At 71.0% G+C, this 21,079-nt stretch carries 20 protein-coding genes; 5 read left to right on the top strand and 15 right to left on the bottom strand.

Features of this window, described 5'->3' with window-relative positions:
* Positions 1-4: 4 nt before the first annotated feature.
* The 11 genes from atpA to ACGLYG10_RS05330 all read right to left on the bottom strand — a co-directional run bounded on the left by atpA (position 5) and on the right by ACGLYG10_RS05330 (position 9,543).
* Positions 5-1,636: a F0F1 ATP synthase subunit alpha gene (atpA, locus tag ACGLYG10_RS05380; protein ID WP_073328710.1), complete on the bottom strand. Its 1,632-nt coding sequence runs from the start codon at positions 1,634-1,636 to the stop codon at positions 5-7.
* Positions 1,637-1,718: 82 nt separating this feature from the next.
* Positions 1,719-2,543, bottom strand: coding sequence for a F0F1 ATP synthase subunit delta (locus ACGLYG10_RS05375; protein ID WP_073328707.1), 825 nt, complete (start codon positions 2,541-2,543; stop codon positions 1,719-1,721).
* On the bottom strand, positions 2,540-3,124 hold the full coding sequence (locus ACGLYG10_RS05370) for a F0F1 ATP synthase subunit B (RefSeq protein ID WP_139240850.1): 585 nt from the start codon (positions 3,122-3,124) through the stop codon (positions 2,540-2,542). The genes ACGLYG10_RS05375 and ACGLYG10_RS05370 overlap by 4 nt, the downstream gene beginning before the upstream one ends.
* Before the next feature lie 19 nt (positions 3,125-3,143).
* Positions 3,144-3,350: an ATP synthase F0 subunit C gene (gene atpE, locus ACGLYG10_RS05365; protein ID WP_073329290.1), complete on the bottom strand. Its 207-nt coding sequence runs from the start codon at positions 3,348-3,350 to the stop codon at positions 3,144-3,146.
* A gap of 54 nt (positions 3,351-3,404) precedes the next feature.
* A complete protein-coding gene (atpB, locus tag ACGLYG10_RS05360) occupies positions 3,405-4,229 on the bottom strand; it encodes a F0F1 ATP synthase subunit A (protein ID WP_083565576.1) in 825 nt (274 codons plus the stop codon).
* 264 nt (positions 4,230-4,493) lie between these two features.
* Positions 4,494-4,922 carry a hypothetical protein gene (locus ACGLYG10_RS05355; protein WP_073328702.1) on the bottom strand — a complete coding sequence of 143 codons (429 nt, stop codon included), beginning with the start codon at positions 4,920-4,922 and terminating at the stop codon, positions 4,494-4,496.
* A gap of 44 nt (positions 4,923-4,966) precedes the next feature.
* A complete protein-coding gene (locus ACGLYG10_RS05350) occupies positions 4,967-6,115 on the bottom strand; it encodes an MraY family glycosyltransferase (RefSeq protein WP_073328699.1) in 1,149 nt (382 codons plus the stop codon).
* The gene (locus ACGLYG10_RS05345; protein WP_083565574.1) at positions 6,112-6,795 is read right to left on the bottom strand and encodes an L-threonylcarbamoyladenylate synthase; all 684 of its coding nucleotides are present in this window, start codon (positions 6,793-6,795) and stop codon (positions 6,112-6,114) included. Before ACGLYG10_RS05345 ends, ACGLYG10_RS05350 begins: the two co-directional genes overlap by 4 nt.
* A 48-nt stretch (positions 6,796-6,843) precedes the next feature.
* The gene (locus ACGLYG10_RS05340) at positions 6,844-7,212 is read right to left on the bottom strand and encodes an SdpI family protein (protein WP_073328697.1); all 369 of its coding nucleotides are present in this window, start codon (positions 7,210-7,212) and stop codon (positions 6,844-6,846) included.
* 155 nt (positions 7,213-7,367) lie between these two features.
* Positions 7,368-8,060: a LuxR C-terminal-related transcriptional regulator gene (locus tag ACGLYG10_RS05335; RefSeq protein WP_073328694.1), complete on the bottom strand. Its 693-nt coding sequence runs from the start codon at positions 8,058-8,060 to the stop codon at positions 7,368-7,370.
* Positions 8,061-8,130: 70 nt separating this feature from the next.
* Positions 8,131-9,543 (bottom strand): ATP-binding protein, encoded by a 1,413-nt coding sequence (locus ACGLYG10_RS05330; protein WP_073328692.1) that lies wholly within the window; start codon positions 9,541-9,543, stop codon positions 8,131-8,133.
* Between the two features lie 136 nt (positions 9,544-9,679).
* On the opposite strand from ACGLYG10_RS05330, the gene ACGLYG10_RS05325 reads away from it, so the two are divergent.
* Positions 9,680-11,941, top strand: a complete 2,262-nt coding sequence (locus ACGLYG10_RS05325) for a PspC domain-containing protein (RefSeq protein ID WP_083565569.1) — start codon at positions 9,680-9,682, stop codon at positions 11,939-11,941.
* Positions 11,942-11,970: 29 nt separating this feature from the next.
* The gene (locus tag ACGLYG10_RS05320) at positions 11,971-12,546 is read left to right on the top strand and encodes a prolipoprotein diacylglyceryl transferase (RefSeq protein ID WP_073328686.1); all 576 of its coding nucleotides are present in this window, start codon (positions 11,971-11,973) and stop codon (positions 12,544-12,546) included.
* Between the two features lie 13 nt (positions 12,547-12,559).
* On the opposite strand, the gene ACGLYG10_RS05315 is transcribed toward ACGLYG10_RS05320, so the two are convergent.
* Together ACGLYG10_RS05315 and ACGLYG10_RS05310 are read right to left on the bottom strand one after the other, a co-directional pair.
* A complete protein-coding gene (locus tag ACGLYG10_RS05315) occupies positions 12,560-13,534 on the bottom strand; it encodes an Fpg/Nei family DNA glycosylase (protein WP_073328684.1) in 975 nt (324 codons plus the stop codon).
* Between the two features lie 44 nt (positions 13,535-13,578).
* Positions 13,579-14,043, bottom strand: a complete 465-nt coding sequence (locus ACGLYG10_RS05310; RefSeq protein WP_073328681.1) for a ribose-5-phosphate isomerase — start codon at positions 14,041-14,043, stop codon at positions 13,579-13,581.
* A gap of 86 nt (positions 14,044-14,129) precedes the next feature.
* On the opposite strand from ACGLYG10_RS05310, the gene ACGLYG10_RS05305 reads away from it, so the two are divergent.
* The 3 genes from ACGLYG10_RS05305 to ACGLYG10_RS05295 all read left to right on the top strand — a co-directional run bounded on the left by ACGLYG10_RS05305 (position 14,130) and on the right by ACGLYG10_RS05295 (position 18,766).
* Positions 14,130-16,256: a M13 family metallopeptidase gene (locus ACGLYG10_RS05305; protein ID WP_073328679.1), complete on the top strand. Its 2,127-nt coding sequence runs from the start codon at positions 14,130-14,132 to the stop codon at positions 16,254-16,256.
* A 453-nt stretch (positions 16,257-16,709) separates the two neighbouring features.
* The gene (locus ACGLYG10_RS16810) at positions 16,710-17,669 is read left to right on the top strand and encodes a hypothetical protein (RefSeq protein ID WP_073328676.1); all 960 of its coding nucleotides are present in this window, start codon (positions 16,710-16,712) and stop codon (positions 17,667-17,669) included.
* A gap of 23 nt (positions 17,670-17,692) precedes the next feature.
* A complete protein-coding gene (locus ACGLYG10_RS05295; protein WP_073328674.1) occupies positions 17,693-18,766 on the top strand; it encodes an LCP family protein in 1,074 nt (357 codons plus the stop codon).
* Between the two features lie 134 nt (positions 18,767-18,900).
* On the opposite strand, the gene ACGLYG10_RS05290 is transcribed toward ACGLYG10_RS05295, so the two are convergent.
* Together ACGLYG10_RS05290 and ACGLYG10_RS05285 are read right to left on the bottom strand one after the other, a co-directional pair.
* The gene (locus tag ACGLYG10_RS05290) at positions 18,901-20,004 is read right to left on the bottom strand and encodes a glycerate kinase (protein ID WP_073328671.1); all 1,104 of its coding nucleotides are present in this window, start codon (positions 20,002-20,004) and stop codon (positions 18,901-18,903) included.
* Between the two features lie 44 nt (positions 20,005-20,048).
* Positions 20,049-21,053: a 2-hydroxyacid dehydrogenase gene (locus ACGLYG10_RS05285; RefSeq protein ID WP_073328668.1), complete on the bottom strand. Its 1,005-nt coding sequence runs from the start codon at positions 21,051-21,053 to the stop codon at positions 20,049-20,051.
* Positions 21,054-21,079: the final 26 nt, after the last annotated feature.

The following is a 21,079-nucleotide window of genomic DNA, read 5'->3' as shown; positions in this document are numbered from 1 at the left end:
GCGGTCAGCTCCTCTTGACCACGATCTGCTCGGCGGTGTGCTCCGCGGGCACCTCTTCCTCGGGCGCCTCAACCTCGCCGGACAGCATGCGCCCGCCGGACAGGTAGGTGGTGCGGAAGGACTCCACGGCCTGGCGCAACGCCGCCTCGGTGTCGTCGTCGAGCTGGCCGGTGTCCCGGATGGTGTCCAGGATGGAGGTGTTGCGGCGCAGGTAGTCCAGCAACGCGCGCTCGAAGGGCAGCACGTCGGCGACGGGGAGGTCGTCGAGGTAACCGTTGGTGCCCGCCCACACGCTGGCGACCTGCTCCTGCACCGGGTAGGGGGTGAACTGGGGCTGCTTGAGCAGCTCCATGAGCCGCTCGCCGCGGGTCAGCTGCTGACGAGTGGCCGAGTCCAGGTCGGAGGCGAACATGGCGAAGGCCTGCATGGAGCGGTACTGGGCCAGCGTGATCTTGAGCGTGCCGGCGACCTTCTTCATCGCCTTGATCTGCGCGTCACCACCGACGCGGGACACCGAGATGCCCACGTCGACGGCGGGGCGCTGGTCGGCGTTGAACAGGTCGGACTGCAGGAAGATCTGCCCGTCGGTGATGGAGATGACGTTGGTGGGGATGTAGGCGGAGACGTCGTTGGCCTTCGTCTCGATGATCGGCAGGCCGGTCATGGAGCCGCCCCCCAGCTCGTCGGACAGCTTGGCGCAGCGCTCCAGCAGCCGGGAGTGGAGGTAGAAGACGTCACCGGGGTAGGCCTCGCGGCCCGGCGGACGGCGCAGCAGCAGCGATACGGCGCGGTAGGCCTCCGCCTGCTTGGACAGGTCGTCGAAGACGATCAGCACGTGCTTGCCGCCGTACATCCAGTGCTGTCCGATCGCCGAGCCGGTGTAGGGCGACAGGTACTTGAATCCGGCCGGATCGGAGGCCGGGGAGGCGACGATGGTGGTGTACTCCAGGGCGCCGCGCTCCTCCAGGGTGGCACGCACCGAGGCGATGGTGGAGCCCTTCTGGCCGGTGGCCACGTAGATGCAGCGCACCTGCTGGTTCGGGTCGCCCGTCTCCCAGGCGGCCTTCTGGTTCAGGATCGTGTCCAGGGCGATGGCGGTCTTGCCCGTCTTGCGGTCGCCGATGATCAGCTGTCGCTGTCCGCGACCGATCGGAATCATGGAGTCGATGGCCTTCAGGCCGGTCTGCAGCGGCTCGTGCACGGACTTGCGGGCCATCACGCCGGGGGCCTGCAGCTCCAGGGCGCGGCGCCCCTCGGCGGCGATCTCACCGAGCCCGTCGATGGGGCGGCCCAGCGGGTCGACGACGCGCCCGAGGAAGCCGTCCCCCACCGGTACCGAGAGCACCTCACCGGTGCGGTGCACGACCTGTCCCTCGTCGATGTCGGAGTAGTCGCCCAGGATCACCACGCCGATCTGGCGCTCGTCCAGGTTCATGGCCAGTCCGGCGGTGCCGTCCTCGAAGGTGAGCAGCTCGTTGGCCATGGCCCCGGGCAGGCCCTCCACGTGGGCGATGCCGTCGGCGGCGAAGACCACGTGCCCGATCTCGTCGGCGGCGACTTCCGCCGGCCGGTAGGAATCGACGAACTCGTCCAGGGCGGAGCGAACGTCCTCCGCGGCGATGGTCATATCAGCCATCTGTCGTCTCCTTCGCTGTGGCTGGCTGCGTTATCGCAGCGGTTCGTTTGGCTTGTATGTGGCGTCGGCGCCGGGAGGCGGGTCATCCGGTCAGTGCGGTGCGCAGCCCGGCGAGCGAGTGGCGCACGGTGGAGTCCATGACGAGGTCGCGCACCATGACCCGCACGCCGCCGATGACCTCCGGATCGACCTGCAGGTTGAGTTCGACGTCGTATCCCAGCCGCCGGGCCAGGATGTCGCGCAGCCGGGTCTGCTGCCGGGTGGTCAGCGGCACGGCCGTGACGACGTCGGCGATCACCCGGTTCTGCATGGCGGCGGCCAGCTCGGTGACGCGGCGCAGGTTGTAGGGCACCCCGCCGACGGCGACCTCCGGCTGGTGTCGCACACACCAGACCACCAGGGTCATGGCGGGGTGGGAGATGCGTGAGGCGAACAGCCGCTGGGCCAGGCGCACACGAGCCTCGGTACTGGTGCGGCGGGCCGGCTCGAGCGCCTGCCGGATCTCCCGGTTGGCGGCTACCTGGCGGGAGACGGCGAAGACCTCCTGCTCGACGTCGTCGAGGGTGCCACCCGCCCGGGCGCCGGCCAGAATCGACTGGATGCCCAGGTCGTGCAGCGCACTGATCAGGTCTACGGGCCGGGACCAGCGGCCCCGCGCCATGCCCTGCAGCAGCTCCACCACGCGCGCGTCCACGCGTCCCGTGAACAGGCGGGCGGCCAGCGCGGCCTTGTGCTCCGGCTCGCGATTGGGGTCCGTCAGGGGGCCGCGCAGCGGGTTGGAGGCGATCGCGTGGGCCACGGTGAGGATCTGTTCGCCGAGTTCCTGCCCCTGCGCACCGGCGGCGGCCAGGACCGGCGCCCAGGCCTCCTCGGCTTGGGCGCGGGTGGTGGCGGTTCCGGCTTTCACCGGACCGACCCCGCTCTGGCGGACCAGGCCGGGCTCACCGGCGCGTTCTCGAGTTCGTCAAGGAAGCGGTCGATGACGCGACCGGACAGCTCCGTGTCTGACAGGTGCTCACCGACGAGCTTCTCCGCCAGGTCCGTGGCCAGCAGGCCGACGTCGGAACGCAGCGAGATCTGGGCGGCCTGCTTGTCCGCCTGGATCTGCCGCTCGGCGGCCTCCATGGCGCGGCCGGCCTCGCCGGCGGCCTCGGCACGGGCGTCGGCAATGATCTTGTCCGCCTCCGCCTGGGCGTTCTCGCGGATCTTGGCGGCCTCCAGGCGGGCGTCCTCCACAAGCCGGGCCGCACGGGCCTCGGCCCCGGACTGCTCCTCCTTGGCCTTCTCCGTCAGGGCCAGGCCCTCCTCGATCTTCGCGGTGCGCTCGTCGAGCACCGCGTTGAATCGCGGCAGGGCGTACTTGATCAGGACGACGGCGATGATCAGGAAGCAGATCGTGCCCCAAACCAGGTCGGCCAGGTCGGGGATGAACAGACCAATTCCCTCCTGGGTCCCGGCCGCCGGCAGCACGACGGTACCGACAGACATGCTGGTCACTCCGTAACGATCAGTGGAAGATGAAGCCGGCGACGAAGCCGAGCAGGCCGAGGGCCTCGATCAGGGCGGCACCGATGAACATGTTGGTGCGCAGCACGCCGGCGACCTCGGGCTGCCGGGCGGTGGACTCCTGGGTCTTGGCCACGACCATGCCGATGCCGAGGGCGGGACCGACGGTCGCCAGGGCGTAGCCGATCGTCGCGATAGAACCGGTGATTCCCATGGGGTTTCTCCTCAGTGTTGGTAGGTGGGTGGGTTGTTCGGGGGCGGGTCAGTGCAGGTGCACCGACGATTCGATGTAGACGGCGGACAGCAGCGCGAAGATGTAGGCCTGCAGCGCGGCGATGAACGTCTCGAACAGGATGAAGACGATACCCGCCGCCAGAGTGACCACGCCAACGGCCTTCAGCTGCGCCGACGCGTACACGAAAAGTGCGTTGGTGGCCAGGAACCACAGCGACAGCAGCAGGTGCCCGGAGATCATGTTCGCCATGAGTCGGACGGTCAGCGTGAACGGGCGCATCACGAAGGTCGACAGGAACTCGACCGGGACGATCAGGGGATACAGGAAGCCGGGCACGCCCGCCGGCACCAGCGAGCGCAGGGTGAACTTCCCGACCCCGTTCGTGCGTACACCCGCGTAAATGAAGGCGATGTAGGAGACGATGGCGAAGACCAGCGGCATGCCCACCACGCCGGTGGAGGCGATCTGCAGGCCGGGTATCACGCCGGAGAGGTTCAGGAAGAACACGCCCAGGAAGATCGTGGTGATGATCGGGGTGTAGCGCTTGCCGTATTTCTCGCCGAGGATCTCCACCGCAATGTTCTTGCGGACGAACTCCAGCAGCATCTCCAGCGCGTTCTGCATCCGCCCCGGCACCACCTTGGCGCGGGACGCGCCGATGCCGAACAGAGCCACCAGCACCAGCGTCATGATGATGCGCACCAGCATGACCCGGTTGAGCTCGAAGGGCGTGCCCAGGAAGGCGAAGGGCTCGGGATAGAAGTCGTCGATCGAGGGGGGTTCGAAGCCGCCCTCGTCCGCTGCCGGGACGATCGCGGCCAGACCGGATGCGAGGATCGCGCTCGTTGTCACCGGACCTCCTCAGGAATGATTGCGGACTGCGGGATGTTACCGCGGCGCGCCGCAGCGGCGGTGCCCGATGGCATCTGCCACCGCCTCCAGCGCCGGCACCTGGCGGTCATGGTACTCCCCTCATGGTGCAGTGACCCTACCCCGCTTCGGCGCCGGTCGCACGCCCGTGCCCCCGGATTCCGTTGCATGGCGGTCGAGGATTGCGCCTCCCGGATGCAGGTGACGGTGCCGGGCACGCTTCGGCACGCCGACGCGCCTAAGTCTTTAGGTCTCATCATCCGAGTCGTTGCCCGCGGGACGCCCTGAGGGCGCATGGCTGCCGGAGCCGAGCGAGACGACCTCGACGACGGTCACCCCCAGCAGCACCGCGGCGAAGGCACAGAAGAACCAGCCCGGCGCCAGCGCACCGCGGTGCGCTCCGAGCACCAGCACCACGCCGATCACCACGAGGATCTTCGCGGCGAAGGAGACCATTACCCCGGCCGACGCGAGCATGGGGAAGCGGTCCCAGGGGATGAGCAGGGCGATGACGGTGACGACGGTCAGCAGAACCCCGGTCAGGGCACCCCACGCCGCCCCGGCCCAGGCGCCACCGCCCGCCAGGGCGCCGGCAATCAACGCGACCGCGGCAATCACACCGCCCGCCCAGGCGACGCGCACCGCGGTGCGGCGGAACAGGGACTGCTGCGACATCCGCTGCGATAAGGACCGCTTCTGGCTCGGCCCCCGCCTCTGCTTCAACGCCGCTCCCCCCTGACGCGTCGGGGGCGGGCGTGGCGGGCGCCCAGGTGACGCGTCCAGGCGACGCGGACGCCGGGCATCAGGTCCGCCGTCACCACCAGGGCGAGGACCACACCGACGGCGGCGCCCGCCAGGACCCAGCGCAGGGGGAAGAAGGCCATGGCCGCCACGGAGTACGCGGCGACGGCGGCCCACACGTACATCACCAGCACGGCACGGCGGTGGGAGTGGCCGGCGGCGAGCAGACGATGGTGCATGTGCATGCGGTCGGGGTGGAAGGGGCTGTGGCCGGCGCGGGTGCGGCGCACGATCGCCATGATCATGTCCATCAGCGGCAGCAGCAGCACCGCCAGGGGGATGAGCACCGGCAGGAACACGGGCACCGCCGTCGGCCCCCCGAGCGTGCCCGGGTCGATCTGCCCGGTGACGATGATGGTGCCGGCGGCACTGATCAGCCCCAGCTGCATGGAGCCGGAGTCGCCCATGAAGATGGTGGCGGGATGAAAGTTGTGGGGCAGGAATCCCAAGCAGATGCCGATCAGGGCCGCCATCACGGTGGCCGCCAGGGAGGTGTAGGACTCCGGGGAGGTGTGGCGGGTCAGCACGTAGACGTACAGGAAGAAGGCGGAGGCGCCGATGCCGATGATGCCGGCGGCCAGCCCGTCCAGGCCGTCGACGAAGTTGACGGCGTTGATGACCGCTAGGACCACGATGATGGTCGAGAACAGGGACAGCCGCGAGGAGCCGATGGTCAGCCCGCCGACGGGGAAGGTGATCAGCTGCACGCCCTGCCACGCCATGACGCCGGCCGCCAGCACCTGCCCCACGAGCTTCGTCATCCAGTCAAGCTCCCACAGGTCGTCGATAACCCCGAGGACGCACACCAGGCCCGCCCCCAGCACCACCGCCCAGGCCGAGGAGTCGATGACGCGGGACAGGTAGGGCACCTGGGAGGCGACCACCATCGCGGTGGCGAAGCCGGCGAACATGGCCACACCCCCCAGCCGCGGGATCGGCTTGGAGTGCACGTCCCGCGCCCGTACCGGGGTGAGGGCACCGCTGACCAGGGCGAGGTGACGCACGATCGGCACGGCCACATAGGTGACGACCGCGGCGACCAGCAGCACGAGCAGATAGACCCTCATGCGTCCACGCCCTCCAATCGCGCGCGGGTGATGACACCCTCCCGCAGCACCGCGGGGGCCTGCGCGGCCGTCCCGGCCAGGGAGACGATGGTGGAGGGTACCGAGCCTGGGGTGGGGCCGCCGTCGAGCAGGAGTATGTCCGCGGTTGCGGGCCGGCCTGCGGCAGCGTCCCCGGCGTCGACGACGCGCCCCGGGAAGGCGGCGCGCACTCCGGCGGCGTCGGTGGCCGGGGGCCGTCCCGTGGCATTGGCGCTGGTGACGGCCATGGGGCCGGTGGCGTGCAGCAGGGCCAGGGCCAGAGGGTGGTCGGGCATGCGCACGGCGATCGTGCCGCCGGTCTCCCCAAGGTCCCAGCCGAGGCTCGGCGCGGCGTCGAGTACGAGGGTGAGCGCTCCGGGCCAGAAGGTCTCCATGAGGGCACGGGCCGCCTCCGGGACGTGGGCGACGACGCCGTCGAGCTGGGACAGGCCGGCGATCAGCACGGGCGGCGGCATGCTGCGGCCACGACCCTTGGCGGCCAGCAGGCGGGAGACGGCGTCCGCGTCGTCGGCGCGCACGCCCAGGCCGTAGACGGTGTCGGTGGGCAGTGCCAGTAGTCCGCCGGCGGCGACGTGTGCGGCGGCCCTGGCGATCTGCTCGGGCATCGAGTCCGAAGGGGCCTGCTGGGTCACGGCCGTCATCTTCGCACGATTCACCCCGTCACGCGCGCACGCGCCGCGGTCACCGGCTCAGCGCTTGGGCGATTCCTTGCCCGCGGTCAAGGCTGCGTACCAAATCAGGGCAATGCCGAGAACCATTTGTATCAGCATTATGACTACCGGAACTACGAACGGGATGATTTCAGGCAGGAACGCCTGAATCACGAACAGCACGGCGGAGTCGAAGCATATGAAGCCCAGCAGCAGTACGGCGTTCGCACAGGCCGACTGGATTTGATACCAGTCCTCCTCGGAGCGGTAGGCACGGGGGATGCGTACCCCCGCAAAGGAGTTCGGTTTGAGGGTCCCGCGTTTCATCTTGACACCGATGACGGTGACTAGAACACCGCTGGCGGCGAAGACCACGGTCATCAGCATGCCCGCCAGGAAGTCCTCCATACCTCCCACCTCGCTCCGCCTGCCCAGGAAGCCGCCGCTCCGGGCGTACCAGCAGCCTACCGTTTCCGGATGACCGGTTCCAGGGCGGCAGGACCCGGCTGCCTTCCCCGAGCACGGATGCGCGTCACGGGGCGTGGTCGACGACGGCTCGTCGGCTACACGATGCGGCGGGCGGCGGCCCAGCGGGTGAGCTCGTTGCGGTTGGACAGCTGCAGCTTGCGCAACACGGCGGACACGTGGGTCTCCACCGTCTTGACGGAGATGAACAGCTCCGCGGCGCACTCCTTGTAGGTGTAGCCGCGGGCGATCAGGCGCATGACCTCGCGCTCGCGGGCGGAGAGCCGATCCAGTTCGGAGTCGGCCACCGCGACCTCCCCCGCCCCGGCACCGAAGGCGTCCAGCACGAAGCCGGCGAGCCGTGGGGAGAAGGCGGCGTCCCCCACAGCGACGCGCCGCACCGCCTGCGCCAGGTCGGTTGAGGAGATGGCCTTGGTGACGTAGCCGCGAGCGCCGGCACGGATCACGCCCACGACGTCCTCTGAGGCGTCGGATACCGACAGGGCCAAGAAGCGGGTGGCGGGCACGTCCCGGCAGGCGGTGACGACCTCGGCCCCTCCCCCGCCGTTGCCGCCGGGCAGGTGCACGTCCAGCAGGACCACGTCGGGGGTCAGGGCGTGAACGGCGGCGATGGCGCCCTCGACGTCGTCGGCCTCGGCGATCACCTCCAGGTCGGGGGCGTCGGCGGCAAGCTCGGCGCGCACGCCGGCGCGCACCAGGGCGTGGTCGTCGACGACGAGGATGCGCAGCGGGGGCTGTTCGGGCTGATCGGAGGCGGGCGGCTGGGTCACGGGGAACTCCTGGTTCTGGATGGGAGTGGGCGGCTGCGTTCTGGACGAGGGCGGGCGACGACGTGGGCCGTCAGTGCGGGGAGGCCGGCCCGGCCGAGGCTCCGGACGCGGGCGACGGCGAGGCAGGCGTGGCCGGGCCGACCGGTGTGGCCAGGGACAGGTGTACCTCGGTGCCGCTCTCGCGGCAGCGCACGGTGGCACGGCCGCCATGGCGTTCCATGCGCCCGATGATCGACTCCTTCACGCCGTGTCGGTCGGGGGCGACCTCCGCCAGGTCGAAGCCGGCACCATGGTCGCGGACGAACACGTCCAGGTGGGCGGCGGCGATCTCGGCGTAGGCGCTCACCGGCGGGGTGCCGTGGCGCACGGCGTTGGACAGCGCCTCCCGGGCGGCGGCGACCACGACCTCCGTTGCCGCGTCCGGGGGCCGGTCCCCCACGATCACGAGCTCAACCTCGACGCCGTGGCGATCCTCGATCTCGGCCGCCAGCTCGCGCAGGACGTCGGCGGTGGAGGTGGCGGCCTCGGGGCGGTCGGTGTACAGCCAGGCGCGCAGTTCGCGCTCCTGGGAGCGGGCCAGACGCGCCACCGTCTCGGGATCGTCGGCGCGCTTGCGGATCAGGGTGAGGGTTTGCAGCACGGAGTCGTGCAGGTGGGCGGCGATGTCGGCGCGCTCGGCCTCGCGGGCCTCGGCGGCACGGGTGTCCGACAGGGCGCGATTGGTGCGCAGCCACAGGGGCGCCAGGACCAGGCCGATGCCCGCCACCAGGGCGCCACCGGTCAGGGCGCCTTTGACCAGCTCACGCGGCGGGACGTCGTCGCCGATCAGCAGCAGGACGCCGGCGGCCGCCAGCAGCACGCCCCCGGCCAGGCGCACGATGGTGCCGGAGTCCCGTTCCGGGCCGGTGACGGCGTCGGCCTGGGACCAGGCCAGGGCGGCGCCGGAGGCGATCAGGATCAGCGGTAGCAGCAGGCCGGCGCCACCGGTGAACACGCCCTCCCGCCAGGCGGCAATCATGGCGGCGGCCAGCAGCAGGGAGCCGCCGCCGACCAGGCCGCGCAGCCTGGGCGTCAGCAGCGGCCGATCGGCGGTGCGGCCCGCCAACCGGGCGGCCAGTCGGGCTCGCGCGGGCGGCAGCGGTGCCGGGCTGAGCGGGTTGCCAGTGGGCACGAATGCCCACAGCAGTAGGTACAGCAGGACGCCGGCGCCGCTCATGGTCGCCGCCAGCACCATGGCCAGCCGCACGACGCCGACCGGCAGCCCCAGGTGAACGGCCATCCCCGCGCATACGCCGGCGACGACCCGCGACGGGCACGGCGCTGCGGCCCGGTAGGGCGGGCGCAGCAGCGGGGGACGACCGGGCGACGGCGCCCCCGCGCCGGCGCCCACCGGAGCGGCGGTCGGCGTCGGCAGCTGCTGCGAGGACGCGGACGCAGACCGGTCCCCGAATGCGGAGGGCGCGCCGGAGGCGGTCTGGGTCATGCCCCCATGTTGGCACGCGGAACCGTCCTCCAGGCAGGTCCGTAAACGGAATTCAGGGACTCGGGCGGGAGAATCGGGGGCGACTCAGGGGAGCCCCCCATCGCGTTGGAGCCGCCGGGGCGCCGAGGATGGGGCCATGAGTGAAGTGCCCCCTACCGAGCCGCCCGCCGACCAGCCGCAAGACCGGGCGCCCAGCCCCGGTGCCGGACAACCCGAGTCCTCCGGTGGGCCGGTGCCTCCGCCGGGCACGGTCCCCGCGGACGACATGCCGCCGGGTGCTGTGCCACCTGGGGGCGTGCCGCCGCAGGGCGCCTTCCCGCCCGACGCCGGCGCGCCCGTGCCCCCGCACCGGCCGGCATCGGCGGGGTTCTTCGAGTCTCTGCGCCGCACCGGCCTGGTGCGCACCAATGAGCGCTGGATCGGTGGCGTTGCCGGCGGGGTCGCCCGCCGCCTCGGCCTGGATCCCACCCTGGTGCGTTGCATCTGGCTGGTGTTGACCATCTTCAGCGGCATCGGGCTGGTGCTGTACGGCCTGGGCTGGGCGCTCATGCCCGAGGAGTCCGACGACCGTATCCACTTGGAGCAGGCTGTCGGCGGTGACTTCGACGCCGGACTCGCCGGAGCGCTGGCCACCTTCATCGCCGGCTGGGTGCTGCTCGACCACGGCCTGGTCCCCTCCTGGTACATCACCGGCCTGGCCGAATCGGACCTGTACAACGGGTTCTGGCCCGTGGTGTGGACCTGCCTGATGGTGGGGCTGGTGTATTGGGCCTACCGCGTCTTCCAGCGACGGCAGCGTCAAAAGCCGCCGGCTCCGGGCTCCCCGGGCTCACCGACGCCGGGCGCCGGCATGCCCTACGCCGCTCCACCGGCGGCGGGGCCGCAGGTGAGGACGCCGCCCCCCGGGGCCCCCGCGGCACACGCCACCCCTTACGCCGCTGCCGCGCGGGCAGCCGGTGGGGCAGACGGCGCCGTGCGCGCAGACGCGGCGCACAACGCACCCGCGGGCATGCCCGGCCCGACGGCGTCGGGCCCCACTCGCCCCATGCCCGCACAGGCCGGTGCCGGCCGCGCCGCGACCAGGCCGACGGCCGCGCCCGGCTCACCGGCGTCGGCGGTGCGCCGGCCGACTTACGTCGCTCCCCGTCCCGTCCGGCCGGTGCGGCCCCGTCGTCCCGGGCCGGGTCGACGCCTGGGGCTGGCGATTATGGGCATTGCCTGCTGCTGCATCGCCGTGATCGTGCTGACCTGTTCGACCGGCGGCATGGGTCCGCTGGCGGCGGGCTTCGCCATGGTCGGCACCGTCACCGCGCTGCTGGGAGCGGGCGTCATCATCAGTGCCCTGCGTGGGCGCCGCGGCGGCTGGATGACCGCCACGGGCTGGCTCGCCGTGATGGTGGCCGTGCCCGTACTGGCGATCGGCACCAGCATGCCAGAGGGTGCCCTGAGCGCACGCAGCACCACCCGCGGTGGCACCACCAACACCGTCACGTTGACCTGGGCCGACCTGGAGCCGCAGCTGACCGCCGCCGATGGCAACGCGAACGTGGTAAGCCTGGGCGACTACGCGGTAGGAAGCATCGTGCTTGACCTGCGCGACATGCCGGCCGGCGCCGAACCGCACACGCGGGCGCGGCTCAGCGTCGGCGTCGGCGAGGTCACGGTGCGCACCATCACGGGCCAGAACCTGGCCGTTGACGCGGAGGTGGGCATGGGTGAGTTCACCGCCGACTTCAAGGACGACTGGCTCGTCGACGGCCAGCCGGTCAGCGACGGCGGCTACTGGCAGGAGGACCGCTTTCGGGTCGACGGGAGCAGCGTCAACAACTACGCCGTCGCGCGCCTGAGCATGGACGAGACCAGTTCGGTCGTCTCACCGGCGGCCCGGACCTCCGGAACCGCCCTGATGCTCGACATTGAGATGGGCACGGGAGAGGTGCGCGTAGCCGAGCAGCCCAGCGAAGTGACCTGGTACGGGAACCAGAACAACGAGGTGTGGATCGTCTGGTACTGGGTGGACGCCAACGGCAACTCCCACGACGGGCTCCCGGTTCCCGGCATGACGCATGACGCCATCGACAGCGACACCGCCGATATCTGCGCAGAAGCCGCGGAGGAGGCCCGGAATGCCGAGACCGCCGCGGAGGACGGTTCAGAGGATGCGGATCCCTACGAGGACGACTACTGGGACGGCAGCTGGTATGACGTCTCCAACTTGACGGGTGCCGGCCGCGAGGCCTGGGACAACTGCGTGAGTGAGGCCCTGGAGGCCGGGGCCGCCGCCGACGGGCAGGCCGAGCCGTCGGCCCCGGCCTCGGCGCAGCCTTCCGATGAGCCGTCGGCCGGGCCCTCGACCTCGTCGTCGACCGCGGAGCCCACACCTACCCCGACTCACTGACCTGCGGCCGGATGTTTAAGGAGAAGACCATGAACGAGAACACGAATGAGATCACCACAGACCCGGATGACCGGCCCGCGGAGGTCGCGGACACCACCGACGCTGGGCGTAACGAGTCCGGCGTCGCCCCGGACGCGAGCCCGGAGGAGGAGACCCGCAAGCTGGACGCCACCACCCCCGACGATCCCCATACCGCCCCGCTGCCCCTGACGGCGCCGGACTCGCCCGACCCGGCGACCACCTGGCAACTGCCGGCCGGTAAACCGCCCGAGTCCCCCGCCGCGCGGCCGCCTCACGACCTGCCGCCGCTCACCCCGGAACGCGATGTCTGGAGCGCGCCGCGCAAGGGCACGCTCAACCAGGGCGCCGAGGCGCAGAAGAACGGCGCGAACACCGCCTCGGCCCCGGCCGCCCCGCGGGGCGTGCGGGCCAGCACCCTGGTGTGGGGACTGATTCTGCTGGTGCTGGGCGGGCTGTTGCTCGCCGTCGCCGTGGGCGTGAAAGTCGATCCGGTCACCGCGCTGATTGTGCTGCTGGCAGGAATCGGCGTCGCGCTGCTCATCATCGCGCTGCTGCCACACCGCAAGGCGGACGGACGGCAGTAACGGTCAGTCACGGTCAGTAGGCCTGGCAGGTGGGGCACCAGAACAGGCGCCGCCCGCCAACCTCCCGCTCGGCGATGCGAGTGCCGCAGCGCAGGCAGGGCCGCAGCGCGCGGTGGTAGACGTACCAGCGCCCGGCCTCCGCGTCGCCCTCGGGCAACGGCTCGGGCGCCTCCGCGGCGTCGACCGTGGTGATGAAACCTGTGGCGACCCCGTATTCCATGAGCGGCACCAGGTCGTCCCAAATCTCCTGCAGCCGCTTGGCGCTGATCCGCTTGCCCTGTCGGAATGGGGACAGCCCCACCCGGAACAGGACCTCGGCGCGGTAGATATTGCCAACCCCGGCCAGAATCGATTGATCCATGAGTAGCTCGCCGATGGTGCGCTTGCGGCGGCGAACACCGGTGATGAAGTCCTTGGGGTCGGCATCCGGGCGCAGCGGGTCCGGCCCCAGGCGACGGCGCACCGCGGCCACGCCGTCGGCATCCAGCAACTCGCAGGCGGTCGGGCCGGTCAGGTCCGCCACCCCATGCTCCCCGGCGAGCCGCAGCCGGACGGCACCGCGGGGCTCGGGCGGGGCCCACTGCCCGGGCGCGGCGGGAGCCGGCTCCCGCCCGTCTAGGCCGGACAACGCGGAACCGCCGCCGTGGGCGAGGGCGTGCTCGCCCCGCTCCCCCACTCTGCGGCGGGGCGCGCCAATGGAATGGGGCGCGGTGAAGGCGCTGTCGCCGGCGAAGGTCCACGAGCCGTACAGGCCCAGATGGATGCGCACCCAGGTCACGTCCGGGGCGTCCTGGGGCAGGTCGGGAGCCGGGGCGAAGGGCAGGAACAACTGCTTGCCGTGCGCCTGCGCGCCCAGGAGTATCTGCCCGTTCAGGCGGGCGGCTCCGGCGGCGAAGCGCCCCTGCGGCGAGGACACCTCCAGGCGCTGGCCGCCGTACAACTCGGTGAGTGCGTCGGCGAGGCGGTGGACGGTGTGACCTTCGGGCATACCGGGAACGCTACACGCTGGTTAAGGCGCCGCAGCGGTTGGTCTCAATCCTGGGGATGGCTGCGGCGCGCCTCGTAGGCGGCCATCTGGTCGATGCGGTTCTGGTGGCGCTGGTCGCCGCTGAAGGGCTCGGCGATGAAGGCGTCCAGGATCCGCACCGCCTCGTCGGTGCTGTGCATGCGGGCGCCCAGCCCGGCCACATTGGCGTCGTTGTGCTGACGGGCGAGCCGCGCGACCTCCTCGTTCCACACGAGCGCGGCGCGCACGCCGTCGACGAGGTTGGCGGCGATCTGCTCGCCATTGCCGGAGCCACCGAGTACCACGCCCAGGCTGCCCGGGTCGGCCACCACCGCCTCGGCGCAGGCGATGCAGAACTCCGGGTAGTCGTCCATGCGGTCGTAGACGTAGCAGCCGTGGTCGATGACCTCGTGTCCGGCCTGTCGCCAGTGGTCCACGAGAATGCCCTTGAGCTCGAATCCGGCGTGGTCGGTACCGATGTGAATGCGCATAAGCAGATTGTGCCCCACGCGAACAGCTCCGACGCCCTCCACCTGCGAATACGGGCGGATGTGCAACCGCGGGCTAGCGTTGCGCCATGACTGAACCGACTGCTTCCCCCGCCGGCGCCGACGCCCCGGCGGCGCCCGCCGACTCCGATGCCGCCGTGCTGGCGGGCGTGTACGAGATCGCCGCCGCCGACGCCTCCGTGCGGCCGCAGGACGACCTGTACCGCCACGTCAACGGGAGCTGGCTGAGCGGCACGCAGATCCCCGCCGACCGCCCGGCCACCGGCTCCTTCCTGGTGCTGCGCGACGCCGCCGAGGCCGCCTGCCGCGACATTCTCCAGGAGTTGGCAGACGCCCCGCACGACGACGTTCCCACCACCTCCGCGGGCAAGCTCGGCGCCCTGTACGCCGCCTTCCTCGATGAGGAGCACGTCGAGCAGCTCGGTGCCGGCCCGTTGTCCCCCGAGTTGGAACCGGTCCTTGCGGCGGCGGACAAGGAGGCGCTTGCCCGTGCCCTGGGCGCGCACCTGGCCGCAGGTTTTGTCGGGCCGGTAGCCATCGACGTCGAGGTCGACCTGAACGACCCGGACCGCTACACCACCTGGATGGCTCAGTCGGGCCTGGGCCTGCCGGACGAGTCCTACTACCGGGAGGAGAACCGCGCCGAGATCCGCCAGGCGTACGTCGCCCACGTGGCGCGCATGCTGGAACTGGCGGGTCTGCCGGAGCAGTTGGGGGCCGGCGCGGACGCGCTCGCCGGACGCATCATGGCGTTGGAGACGGCGTTGGCCAAGGGGCACTGGGATGTGGTGGCCTGCCGCGACATTGAGAAGATCAACAACCCTACGACCTGGGATGACCTGACGGCTTCCGCACCCGCCTTCCCCTGGCGGATCTGGCGCGAGGGCGTGGCCGAGGCCGTCGCGGCCGCGGATGCGCCGCTGGGGACCCTGCTGGAGCACACGATCGTCGAGCAGCCCGACTACCTGGCGCACCTGGCGCAGGTGTGGCAGGACACGCCACTGGCGGACCTGCGCGCCTGGGCGGCCTGGCATGTGGTGCATGGCCGCGCCACCCTGCTGTCGAAGGACTTCGTGGAGGAGAACTTCGACTTCTACTCCCACAGGCTGCAGGGCGTGGACGAGCTGCGGGCCCGCTGGAAGCGCGGAGTGGGCCTGATCGAGGGAACGTTGGGGGAGGCGCTGGGCGAGCTGTACGTGGCCCGGCACTTCCCGCCCGCCCACAAGGCGCGCATGGAGCAGCTGGTCGCCCGCCTCATCGAGGCCTACCGCCAGTCGATCTCCGCCCTGGACTGGATGAGCCCGGCCACGCGCGAGCGCGCCCTGGAGAAGCTGTCCCTGTTCACGCCGAAGATCGGCTACCCGAGCAAGTGGCGCGACTACACCGCCGTCACGGTCACGCCCGGCGACGTCGTCGGCTCGGTGCGCTCGGTTGAGGCCTTCGAGCTGGCCCGCGCCCTGCGCAAACTGGGCGGCCCGGTGGACCGGGACGAATGGCACATGACCCCGCAGACGGTCAACGCCTACTACAACCCGACCATGAATGAGATCGTCTTCCCGGCGGCGATCCTGCAGCCGCCCTTCTTCGACCCGGACGCCGACGACGCCATCAACTACGCCGGCATCGGCGCCGTGATCGGTCACGAGATCGGCCACGGCTTCGACGACCAGGGCTCCACCTTCGACGGGCACGGCAAGGTGACCGACTGGTGGACCCAGGCCGACCGGGAGGCCTTCGAGGCCCGCACCCATGCGCTGATTGCCCAGTACGACGCCTACCGTCCGGCGGCGCTGGTGGCGCGGGCGCAGGCTGAGGGCAAGGACGGCGATGCCGTCCCCCATGTCAACGGGGAACTCACGATCGGGGAGAACATCGGCGACCTGGGCGGCTTGGGTATCGCTCTGAAGGCCTATGCGCTGGCCCTGGCAGATGCCGGTATCGGTTCGGTGGCCGAGGCGCCGGTGATCGACGGTCTCACCGGCCTGGAGCGCTTCTTCTACTCCTGGGCTCGCATTTGGCGTAACAAAAGCCGGGACGACTACGCCGAGCTGCTGCTGACGATCGACCCGCACTCCCCCGCGGAGTTCCGCTGCAACGGGATTGTGCGCAACGTGGACGCCTTCTACGAGGCCTTCAACGTCACCGATCACGATGCGCTGTGGCTCCCGCCGGAGGAGCGCGTGAGCATCTGGTGAGGCGCCGGGCCGGGCGAGGCGGCGTGAGGCGAAGTCAGCCGGCCTGATGGGGCGGGGTACACAGGCGCGGGGCCCGGATGGGCGGCTCTCCGCGCATTGGGGCGGGCCGACCCCGCAGGCGCAGGGGGTACCGCGCTCTTCCAGTTGGACCCCTGTCCCCCCGTTGGACCGCCGTATCCGCCGGTTACAGCGGTCCAACGGGGCGTGGGCGGTCCAAGTAGGGGCAGACGGTCCAAGTAGGGGCAGACGGTCCAACGCCCAGACGCGAAACGCCAGACTCACCGGGCCTTAGGTCCCAGTTATGAGACTGATGTGACACCTGGGGCGCCACATGGAACCGGGATCACAAAGAGATCACACGAAAGGGACTTGTCTTCAAACCGCGATCAAGGAAGGCTTGGCTGAGTCCGGCGCTCCCCGCGCCGCACCTCGTCTATCCCATCTGGAGGATTCATGCGTCTCGGACGCCCCATCACCGCCATCGGTGCCGCCGCGCTCGTTGCCGCCGGCGTCGTCGTATCGACCCCGGCATTCGCCTACACCACCGATGACGGCTTCACGCTCGACGCCCCCGACAGCCGCGTCGTCGACCCCAACTCGTCCATCACCGTGACCGGCTCCGGCTGCGGCAACTCGGAGAACCCCGGGAAGGTGGCCGTCGCCCTCACCAACGACGTGAACGGCTCCACCTACTCCACGCCCGTCACGGTTGACCCCGGCACCGACGGCACCTGGACCGCCACCGTGGACCTGTCCACCGCCGTCGCCGAGGTCGGTGGCGACCCCAACGAAGACCCCTGGTACGTGGCCGCTCAGTGCCTCAGCTACAACGGTGACGAGAGCGACACGGCCGGCGAGCGGATCATCCTGGACGGCACCGACTTCTCCGGCAATTACACGATCAGTGGTGCGGCCGGATCCCAGACCTTCGAGATCACGGCCTCGGGCCTGACCCCGGGCGAGACCGCCACCGCCACCCTGATCCGCCAGGCCGACGCCGAGTCGGCCGACGCCACCCCCGTGGCCACCATCGGCTCCGGCACCGTTGACGCCGATGGCAACTTCAACGGCACCTTCCCCGCCCCCTCCGTCCCCGACGGAACCTATGTGATGCGCCTGACCGGCTCCCGCTACGGCGAGGGCGGCGACTCCACCTCCCTGATCACCGTCACGAACGGCGCGTACAACCTCGCCGCCCGCGACAACAACTCCGACGACACCGCCATCACCCAGAACGACCCCACCACGACGACGGCGGACAACACCTCCGCGACCGTGGCGGTCGCCGTTCCGGCCAAGGCCTCCGGCAAGCAGCTGGCCAAGACCGGTGGTGAGGGCCTGGTCCCGGCCATTCTCGCGGCCGGCCTGCTCGCCTCCGGCGCCGTGCTGCTGCGCGCCCGCCGTCACGCCTGATTGCTGACTAGTCTGCCCGGGTGATGACCTCCTCGGAGAACTCGCCCACAACGGTCGGCTTCCTCGCCCGCGCCCACCAGGCACTTTCCGCCTGGTGGGCGCGGGCGCGTGCATGGGGACGCAGGCACCCGCTGCGCGCCGCCATCTGCGCCGTTCTCGCCGTGCTGCTGGTTCTCGGAGTGGGAGACCTCGGTCTGCTGTGGACCCGCCTGGACCGCTTCGACGTCGATCTGCCCGGCGGTGCCACCGCTGCGGGGGATACGGCGGAGACCTGGCTGGTGATCGGCACCGACTCGCGCACCGATCTGCCCGACGGACCCGCCCGCTACGGCGGCGTCGAGGAGGTGGGCGACGGGGCGCGCGCCGACGTCGTCGCGCTGGTGCAGCCGACCGCCTCCGGCTTGAACGTGCTGGTGCTGCCGCGTGACCTGACCGTGGCGCAGGGGCAGTTGTTCGACGAGCGCCTGACTACGTCCTTCCTGCAGGGCGCCCAATACACGGTCGATGCCCTGTGCACCGCCTACGGTGTGGCAGCCGACCACGTGGTCACGGTCGACATGGCCCAGTTCGCGGACATCGTCGACGCCCTGGGCGGGGTTGAGGTCGAGGTCGATGAGCCCGTACGCGACGCCTACTCCGGGCTCCAGATAGATGCCGCGGGCACGCAGCGCCTCAACGGTGTGGACGCCCTGGCGCTGGTGCGGTCGCGCCACCCCGAGGTCCTTCGCGATGGGCGGTGGGTGGCGCTGTCCGAGCAGGAGGGTGCCGAGCGGCGCAGCCGCTTCACCGGCGTCGTCATGCGCGCCGTACTGTCGGGGATATTGGAGCGGGCGCACAATCCCCTGGCGATGCAGTCACTCGCCTGGACCCTGACCGGAGACCTCGGGGCCGATTCCGGCACCGGGCTGCTCGACCTGGCGCGCCTGGCCCGCACCGTGCGCAGCAGCACGGGTACGGATGCGGCCGACGGGGTGAACCTGGTGACCGTCCCCGCGGGGCCGGTCGGGGACGGCTTCACCGCGCCCCCGACCGACGAGACCTATGCGACCCTGGCGGAATACGGATACACGCCGGGGGCATGCACTCCCGCCGACTGACTCGCCGCGATCACTAGAAGTTACGTACCGCCGCTTTACGACCCCCGGGGCTGATTTACGACCCCGGGGTGGTCGTGAAACGGACCCCAAGATCGTAAATCGACGACGGGTCGCTGTCCCCGCACCTACTGGGGTCAACGCCGCAGGTAGTCGCCGACGGCGCGGCGCAGGTTGTCCGGGCCGTGGCGCAGGGCCTGTTCCAGCGGCTCGTCGGGGGAACCGACCTTCACCAAGTCGCGCACCCCGTGTTCGAGCAGGTTTTCGGCCCCGGCCTTGATGCGCCCGGCTAAGACGACGCAGGGCACGCCCGCCCCTGCGGCGAGGCGGGCGACCCCGGCGGGCGTCTTGCCCGCCAGGGTCTGGGCGTCCACGGACCCCTCCCCCGTAAGCACCAGGTCCGCCCCGACGACGGCGTCGGCGAGGCCGACCGCCTGGGCCACCAGCTCAACTCCGGGCTCGAGCTCCGCGCCGAGGAAGACCCGCAGGGCGAAGCCGAGCCCGCCTGCGGCTCCCGCCCCGGGCGTGTCCGCCTCCGGCTCGTGGCCGGATACCCGGGCGACGTGGGCCAGGGCATGGTCCAGAATCGGCACCATCTCGGAGGTGACGCCCTTCTGCGGCCCGAACACGGCGGTGGCGCCGGTAGGGCCGGTGAGTGGGTTGGTCACGTCGCAGGCGACCTGGAAGCGGGTCTCGGCAAGCTGCGGGACGAGCCCGGAGGTGTCGATCTCGGCGATCCGCTCGAACCGCCCCGGATAAGGAGCGATCTGCGCTCCGTGTTCGTCCCGCAGCCCGGCTCCGAGGGTGGTGAGCATGCCCAGGCCGGCGTCGTTGGTGGCCGAACCGCCGATGCCCAGGATGATGCGTCGCGCCCCGCGGCCCACGGCGTCCCTGATGAGCACTCCCAGGCCGGCGGTGTTGGAGTGCAGGACGTCGCGGTCGGCGGGGGCGATGAGCTCCAGGCCGGCGCAGCTGGCCACGTCCATGACGGCGCGATCACCGTCGAGCCCGTAGGTGGCGCGGATGGGCCGGCCCAGGGCGTCGACGGTGGACACCTCCACGAGCTCGGCGCCCCAGGCGGCGGTGACCGCGTCCACGAAGCCCTCCCCGCCGTCGGACATCGGCACCATGACCGTCTCGGCGTCGGGATACACGTCGAGGACGCCGCGACGCATCGCCTGTGCGGCCTCGCGTGCCGTCATGTTCTCCTTGAAGGAGTCGGGTGCCAGAACCAGTTTCATTGGGCTGCCCTTTCGGTCTCGTGTACGCGGTGCCCGCCGCCCGGTCAGGACGCTTTGACCGGGGTGAGCGGCTCACGCCCGTCCAGCACGGCGAGGACATTGTCGACGGCGAGGCGGCACATGCGGTCGCGGGTCGCCTCACCGGCGCTGGCGGTGTGCGGGGTGAGCACGACCTGTGGACGGGCGATCAGTTCGGGGTTGACGCGGGGCTCACCCTCGAAGGTGTCGATGGCGGCGCCGCGCAGGTGTCCGGAGTCGATCGCCTCGATCAGCGCCTGCTCGTCGACGATGCCGCCGCGGGCGCAGTTGACCAGGTAGGCGCCCGGCTTCATGAGAGCGAGCGTCTCGGCGTTGATCAGGTGCCGGGTTGAGGGCAGCAGCGGCACGTGCAGGGTGACCACGTCGGCGGTGGCCAGCAGCTCCTCCTGGGTGACGATCTCCACCCCGTCCACGCTGCTGCCCAGAGGGCGGGTGGCGTCGGTGGCGATGACGCGCATGTCGAAGGCACGCGCACGCCGGGCCACCGCGCGGCCGATGCGGCCCAGGCCGATGATGCCCAGGGTCGCGCCGGCGGAGATGTCCAGGCCGACGAACATGCGCGGCCCCCACACCCAGTCATTGCCCTCGCGGATGAACCGGTCGGCCTCGACGATGCGCCTGCCGAGTGCCAGGATGAGGGCGAAGGTGTGGTCGGCGGTGGCGCCGTCCAGGACACCGGGCGTGTTGGTGACCGTGACCCCGTGACGGGCGGCGGCGTCCAGGTCGATGTTGTCGAAGCCGACGGCCACGTTGGCCACCACCTTCAGGCTCGGGCCGGCCGCGGTGAAGAACTCCTCGTCGATGCGCTCGGTGAGCGTGACAATGGCGGCGTCCTTCCCGGTCACCCGTTCCAAGAGCTCCGCCCGGGCGGGCGGCGCCTCCTGGCCGATGTCGAAGCCGAGCCCGGCGTGGGAGTCGAGCTCGCGGGTGACGGCATCGGTCAGGAGCCGGGCGACGTACACGGACTTGGTCGGCTTCACAGCCTCCACACTATTTGTCGAAGTGGTCATGGAACTGCCTTTCGTGAGGGAATGAC

The sequence above is a fragment of the Actinomyces glycerinitolerans genome (assembly GCF_900098745.1).
GTDB classification, from domain to species: Bacteria; Actinomycetota; Actinomycetes; order Actinomycetales; family Actinomycetaceae; genus Actinomyces; species Actinomyces glycerinitolerans.
The sequence above is the reverse complement of the archived record's forward strand: the minus strand, read 5'-3'. Positions and strand labels throughout refer to the sequence as shown.